Here is a 5,588-nt window from a genome sequence, read left to right on the forward strand (position 1 = left end):
GCGCTGACCGCGGCTGCCGCGCTCGGCGCGGACGTCGAGGTGCTGGTCGCCGGCGAGAACGCCAAGGCCGCCGCGGACGCCGCCGCCAAGCTCGCAGGCGTGAAGAAAGTGCTGCTCGCGGACGGCGCGCTTTACGCGCACGACCTCGCCGAGCCGCTGGCCGCGCTGATCGTCTCGCTGGCCCCGTCCTATGACGCCATCGTCGCCCCCGCGACCTCGCGCTTCAAGAACGTGATGCCGCGCGTCGCGGCGCTGCTCGACGTCATGCAGGTTTCGGAGATCACCAAGGTTGTCGCGCCCGACACCTATGAGCGTCCGATCTATGCCGGCAACGCCATCCAGACCGTGAAGTCGAAGGATGCCAAGAAGGTCATCACGGTGCGTACCTCCACCTTCGCCGCGGCGGGGGAAGGCGGCAGCGCATCCGTCGAGAGCGTGGCTGCGGCGGCCGATCCGGGCCTGTCGTCCTTCGTCGGCGAGGAAGTCGCCAAGAGCGACCGTCCCGAGCTGACCTCGGCCAAGATCATCGTCTCCGGTGGCCGCGCCATGCAGAGCCGGGAAAACTTCGCAAAATACATCGAGCCGCTCGCCGACAAGCTCGGCGCCGGTGTCGGTGCCTCGCGTGCCGCGGTCGACGCCGGCTATGCGCCGAACGACTGGCAAGTCGGCCAGACCGGCAAGGTGGTGGCCCCCGAGCTCTATGTCGCGGTCGGCATTTCCGGCGCGATCCAGCATCTGGCCGGYATGAAGGACTCCAAGGTGATCGTCGCGATCAACAAGGACGAGGACGCGCCGATCTTCCAGGTTGCCGATTACGGCCTGGTCGCCGACCTCTACCAGGCGGTTCCTGAGCTGACGGCCGAACTCGCCAAGCTCGGCAAGTAAAACGCGATAAAACACCGGCCGGAGGTGTAAACTCCGGCCGGTGTTGCTTTTCCGAGGCGTTTTCTTTGGCGTGGGGCACGCCTGGGACGCGATCCAATCTAGGTTTCGAGCCCGGGTTCTGATTAAATCGGATCCCCGGCTCATGGGGATAGGCAGGCGCGCCGGGTGCGCGCCGTTCCGGTGGATGACATTATGGCGGCAGTGATCAAGAAGGTCGGCGTGATCGGCGCGGGGCAGATGGGCAGTGGCATTGCGCATGTCGCGGCGCTGGCCGGCTTCGACGTGGTGCTCAACGACATCTCGGCCGACCGCCTCAAGTCGGGCATGGCCACCATCAACGGCAATCTGGCGCGCCAGGTCTCCAAGAAGGCCGTCAGCGAAGACGACAAGGCCAAGGCGATTGCGCGCATCAAGCTTGCCGAAAAGCTCGACGACCTCGCCGACTGCGATCTCGTGATCGAGACCGCGGTCGAGAAGGAAGAGGTCAAGCGCAAGATCTTCCACGAGCTCTGCGCGGTGCTGAAGCCGGAAGCCATCGTCGCCTCCGACACCTCATCGATCTCGATCACGCGGCTTGCCGCCGCCACCGACCGGCCCGAGCGCTTCATCGGCATTCACTTCATGAATCCGGTGCCGCTGATGGAGCTGGTCGAGTTGATCCGCGGCATCGCCACCGACGATTCGACCTTCGATGCGTCCAAGGAGTTCGTCGCCAAGCTCGGCAAGCAGGTCGCAGTTTCCGAGGATTTCCCGGCCTTCATCGTCAACCGCATCCTGCTGCCGATGATCAACGAGGCGATCTACACGCTGTATGAAGGCGTCGGCAACGTCGAGGCGATCGATGCGGCGATGAAGCTCGGGGCGCATCACCCGATGGGCCCGCTGGAGCTCGCCGATTTCATCGGCCTCGATACCTGTCTCTCCATCATGCAGGTGCTGCATGAGGGTCTCGCCGACTCCAAATACCGCCCGTGCCCGCTGCTGGTGAAATATGTCGAGGCCGGCTGGCTCGGCCGCAAGACCCAGCGCGGTTTCTACGACTACCGCGGCGCCAAGCCGGTGCCGACGCGATGACGTCGTAGGGTGTTGGTGCCGTAGGGTGGGCAAAGGCGCAAAGCGCTGTGCCCACCACACCTCCGCAATCGCGATGCTGATTGGTGGGCACGCTCCGCTTTGCCCACCCTACGGTCGTGCTAACCCACCCTACAGCTCTGTGACAATTCATGTCGCGTTAACCGCTCGCCCCTAGGCTGCGCCCGGTAAGAGGGTTTGCGTAATGGACATGATGGCGATGGTCAGCACCATGCTGGCCGCTCAGCAAGGCGCGCTGCAGTCGAATATCTCGGCGACGCTGATGAAGCAGAACGCGGATGCGGAGAAATCCACCGTCCTGACGCTGCTCGGCGCCGGTCAGCCCTCGCTTGCCAATGTCGGCGCTGGCGTCGGCGGCAACCTCAATATTTCGGCTTAAAGAGCGGCCGCGGCCGGATTCACTGCCGCGCGGATCAGCTTGAGCGCGTCGTCGCTCGCCCATTCCGCCGGTCCCGCAATGGTCGCGATCTCGCAGCCCTGGGGGTCGACCAGCACCGAGGTCGGCATGCCCAAGGCCCGGCCTATGGCCTTAAGATCCTGAAAGACCTTGGCATTCTGGTCATTGAAGTAACCGAGCCGGGTCAGATTGGCCTCTTTCAGGAAGTTTTTGGGCTTCTCGGCATCCCGGGTGTCGATATTGATCGCGACCACCTCGAAATTCGGTCCTGAAAGCTTGGCCTGAAGCGCCTCCAGGGCCGGCATCTCCTTGCGGCAGGGCACGCACCAGGTCGCCCACAGGTTCACCAGCAGGGTCTTGCCGCGGAAATCGGACAGTTTCCTGGGCTTGCCGTCGGCGTCGTTGAAGGCGAGGTCGGGCAGCTTCAGCGGTGCGGTCGCCATGGTCAGCGCCGCCAGCTCGCCATGGGCGAGCGGCGCGATCTTCGAGGCCGTCGTCACCGCCGCCCGGCAGGCCGGATCGCCGGCAGGCGCCCGGCTCAGGCCGAGCCCGTACAGCGCGGCGAAGCCGGCCAGCCCTCCGATCGCCACGGTGGCGATGACGATGGGGATCCGGCGCGTGGCGGAAGGCKTTGGGTCGAGCATATCGTTTGTCATCCGGTCGCAGATATGGCTATCAGGGGCCTCTTAATACGGCTGGCAGCGGTCAGCAAACGTGCGGCCAGGGCCGCGCAGCGACAACGAGGCCGCACAGCGACAGGCAAGGCGTGAGCAGGGGATCATGAGCAACAAGATGTGGGGCGGCCGGTTCTCGGAACGTCCCGATGAGATCATGGAAGAGATCAACGTCTCCATCGACGTCGATCGTCACCTCTTTGCCCAGGACATTGCCGCGTCCAAGGCCCACGCCGCGATGCTCGCCGCACAGGGCATCATCACGGCTTCTGATGCGAAAAATATCGGCAAGGGTCTAGACACGATTTTGTCAGAGATCGGCAACGGCGGCTTCACGTTCAAGCGCGCGCTCGAGGACATTCACATGAATGTCGAGAGCCGCCTGTCGGAGCTGATCGGCCCTGCCGCCGGCCGCCTGCACACCGCGCGCTCGCGCAACGACCAGGTCGCGACCGATTTCCGTCTGTACGTCCGCGACGTGCTCGACGAGACCGACGCCGCGCTTGCCGCGTTCCAGGCTGCGCTGGTGGAACGCGCGCTGGAGCACGCCGGAACGGTCATGCCCGGCTTCACGCATCTCCAGACCGCGCAGCCCGTCACCTTCGGCCACCATCTGCTCGCCTATGTCGAGATGGCCGCGCGCGACCGCGGCCGCTTCCAGGATGCGCGCAAGCGGCTGAACGAATCGCCGCTCGGCGCCGCCGCGCTCGCCGGCACCTCGTTCCCGATCGACCGCCACGCCACCGCGAAGGCGCTCGGCTTCGATCGTCCGATGGCGAATTCGCTCGACGCAGTCTCCGACCGCGACTTCGTGCTGGAGACCTTGTCGGCGGCCTCGATCTGCGCCGTGCACATGTCGCGCTTCGCCGAGGAGATCGTGATCTGGACCTCGCCGCTGGTCGGCCTCATCCGGCTCAGCGACAAGTTCACCACCGGCTCCTCGATCATGCCGCAGAAGCGCAATCCCGACGCCGCCGAGCTGGTGCGCGCCAAGACCGGCCGCGTCATCGGTGCGCTCAACGGTCTCCTGATCGTGATGAAGGGCCTGCCGCTCGCCTATCAAAAGGACATGCAGGAGGACAAGCAGGGCGCCATGGAAGGCTTCGCCGCGCTGTCGCTCGCGATCCGCGCCATGACCGGCATGGTCCGCGACCTCGTGCCGGATGAAGCGAAGATGAGGCTTGCTGCCGGCGAGGGCTATGCCACCGCGACCGATCTCGCCGACTGGCTGGTGCGGACGCTGAAGATGCCGTTCCGCGACGCCCATCACGTCACCGGCCGTATCGTGGCCAAGGCCGCCGAGAGCGGCGCGGCGCTGCACGAGCTGCCGCTGAAGGAGATGCAGGCGATCGAGCCCAGGATCACCAAGGACGTGCTCGGCGTGCTCTCGGTCGAATCGTCGGTGAAGAGCCGTACCAGCTTTGGCGGCACCGCGCCGAAGAACGTGGCGTCGCAGGCCAAGGCCTGGCTGAAGCGGTTGGAAAAAGAGCGAAAATTGGGCTGAGGACGAAATTTCGCTTGTTTTTCATGGTCATCCGGCTCTCGCCAGAGCGCGCCAATCTCTGTATGGTGCGCCCCGCGTAGTGGGGATTTCGTCGTGACGTCAAAGTTTCGCCCGGCCGGCTCGGGGTGGGCCATCATTGTCTTGAGCCTGAGCGCGCTCGCGCTTGCCGGCTGCGGCCGCAAAGGCCCGCTCGACCTGCCGCCGACCGCCTCCAGCGCGTCCACCGCCAATGTGGCGGGGCCGACCGACACCGAGATCGAAGCCCGGAGAACGCCGAGCGTGTTCAACCCCACCTACGGTGAGGACGCCGCGCCCGCGGCGGCCAAGGGCAGGAAGAAATCGTTTATTCTCGACCCGCTTCTGGACGACAAGCCCGGCCGATAGGCCGGGCCAACTGAGCCAACGCCATGAACCATTTCGACTATCGCAACGGCGTTCTGCACGCCGAGGCGGTGAACCTGTCCGAGCTGGCCGCGACCGTCGGCACGCCGTTCTATTGCTATTCGACCGCAACGCTGGAGCGCCACTACCGCGTCTTCACTGATGCGTTTGCCGGCGACAAGGTGCTGGTCTGCTACGCCATGAAGGCCAACTCGAACCAGTCGGTGCTGCGCACGCTGGCCAGGCTGGGCGCCGGCGCCGACGTGGTCTCGGGCGGCGAATTGAAGCGGGCGCTGGCCGCCGGCATCCCGGCCGCAAAAATCCTGTTCTCCGGCGTCGGCAAGACCGAAGCCGAGCTGCGCGCCGCCCTGGCTGCCGACATCCTCTGCATCAACGTCGAATCCGAGCCGGAGCTGGAGCTGCTGTCGCGGCTTGCGACCGAAACGGGCAAGACCGCGCGCATCTCGGTGCGCGTCAATCCGGACGTCGATGCCGGCACGCATGCGAAGATCTCCACCGGCAAGTCCGAGAACAAGTTCGGCATCCCGATTGCGCATGCCCGCGAGGTCTATGCGCGGGCCGCGAGATTGCCGGGCATCGAGGTGACCGGCACCGACGTGCATATCGGCAGCCAGATCACCGACCTCTCCAAGAT

The 5,588-nt window shown here is 65.4% G+C and carries 7 protein-coding genes; 6 read left to right on the forward strand and 1 reads right to left on the reverse strand.

Annotated features, from left to right (window positions below; all coding sequences use genetic code 11):
- From ACXJL8_RS32310 to ACXJL8_RS32320, 3 genes are all read left to right on the forward strand, one after another.
- On the forward strand, positions 1-885 hold an 885-nt coding region (locus ACXJL8_RS32310; RefSeq protein WP_456686243.1), incomplete at its 5' end, for an electron transfer flavoprotein subunit alpha/FixB family protein.
- A 192-nt stretch (positions 886-1,077) separates the two neighbouring features.
- The gene (locus tag ACXJL8_RS32315) at positions 1,078-1,959 is read left to right on the forward strand and encodes a 3-hydroxybutyryl-CoA dehydrogenase (RefSeq protein ID WP_456617306.1); all 882 of its coding nucleotides are present in this window, start codon (positions 1,078-1,080) and stop codon (positions 1,957-1,959) included.
- 202 nt (positions 1,960-2,161) lie between these two features.
- The gene (locus ACXJL8_RS32320; protein ID WP_129271133.1) at positions 2,162-2,356 is read left to right on the forward strand and encodes a hypothetical protein; all 195 of its coding nucleotides are present in this window, start codon (positions 2,162-2,164) and stop codon (positions 2,354-2,356) included.
- Here ACXJL8_RS32320 and tlpA read toward each other — a convergent pair.
- Positions 2,353-3,018 (reverse strand): thiol:disulfide interchange protein TlpA, encoded by a 666-nt coding sequence (gene tlpA / locus ACXJL8_RS32325; protein WP_456686244.1) that lies wholly within the window; start codon positions 3,016-3,018, stop codon positions 2,353-2,355. The two genes, ACXJL8_RS32320 and tlpA, sit on opposite strands and share 4 nt — an antisense overlap.
- A gap of 136 nt (positions 3,019-3,154) precedes the next feature.
- Between tlpA and argH the strand changes: the two genes are divergently transcribed.
- The 3 genes from argH to ACXJL8_RS32340 all read left to right on the forward strand — a co-directional run.
- Positions 3,155-4,552 (forward strand): argininosuccinate lyase, encoded by a 1,398-nt coding sequence (gene argH, locus ACXJL8_RS32330; RefSeq protein ID WP_456617308.1) that lies wholly within the window; start codon positions 3,155-3,157, stop codon positions 4,550-4,552.
- A gap of 93 nt (positions 4,553-4,645) precedes the next feature.
- On the forward strand, positions 4,646-4,936 hold the full coding sequence (lptM, locus tag ACXJL8_RS32335; protein ID WP_456617309.1) for an LPS translocon maturation chaperone LptM: 291 nt from the start codon (positions 4,646-4,648) through the stop codon (positions 4,934-4,936).
- Between the two features lie 23 nt (positions 4,937-4,959).
- On the forward strand, positions 4,960-5,588 hold a 629-nt coding region (locus ACXJL8_RS32340), incomplete at its 3' end, for a diaminopimelate decarboxylase family protein (RefSeq protein WP_456686245.1).

It is taken from the genome of Bradyrhizobium sp. P5_C11_2 (assembly GCF_054049755.1).

Excerpts from the sequence above, each read along its gene's own strand:
- argH (WP_456617308.1), top strand. The coding sequence starts at position 3,155 with ATGAGCAACAAGATGTGGGGCGGCCGGTTCTCGGAACGTCCCGATGAG.
- ACXJL8_RS32315 (WP_456617306.1), top strand. The coding sequence starts at position 1,078 with ATGGCGGCAGTGATCAAGAAGGTCGGCGTGATCGGCGCGGGGCAGATG.
- ACXJL8_RS32320 (WP_129271133.1), top strand. The coding sequence starts at position 2,162 with ATGGACATGATGGCGATGGTCAGCACCATGCTGGCCGCTCAGCAAGGC.